This is a genomic window from Kytococcus schroeteri, from assembly GCF_002847825.1.
Taxonomy (GTDB): Bacteria; Actinomycetota; Actinomycetes; order Actinomycetales; family Dermatophilaceae; genus Kytococcus; species Kytococcus schroeteri.
In genome coordinates this window covers 1-366 of sequence record NZ_PKIZ01000083.1, presented here as the reverse complement: position 1 = coordinate 366, position 366 = coordinate 1, and the positions used below count along the sequence as shown (strand labels likewise).

The 366-nt window shown below is 62.6% G+C and carries 1 protein-coding gene; it reads right to left on the bottom strand.

Annotated features, from left to right (window positions below; all coding sequences use genetic code 11):
• Window positions 1-366, bottom strand: a 366-nt coding sequence (locus tag CYJ76_RS11605) for a hypothetical protein (RefSeq protein ID WP_144043105.1), incomplete at both ends; no start/stop codon positions are given.

The window sequence follows — 366 nt, the reverse complement described above, 5'->3', positions numbered from 1 at the left end:
TGGCCGCGGGTGTTGGTGGTGTAGGTCAGCTCGGCAAGTAGGCGGCCAGCGTGATCCAGGCCTGCCGGAGCGCTTGTATCGGTGTGGTGGTCATGGGTGACCGCTGGGGTGGTGTGTTGGGTGATGGTGCTGCTGGTGATCTCCCCAGCAGCATTGCGTCCGTAACCGGTGGTGATGGTGCCAGCAACAGGTAAGGTGAGGTGTTCGCCGGTGAGCATGCCCGTGGCGGAAAGATCTAGTGCGTGGCGGGTTTCTTCACCACTGGCCAGGCGTGTGGTTTCACTAATGGCTCGGCCGTAGGTATCACGGGTGTAGGTGATCGTGGCAGCCGGGTTGGTGATGCTGGTCAGGCGGCCGAAGGGATCG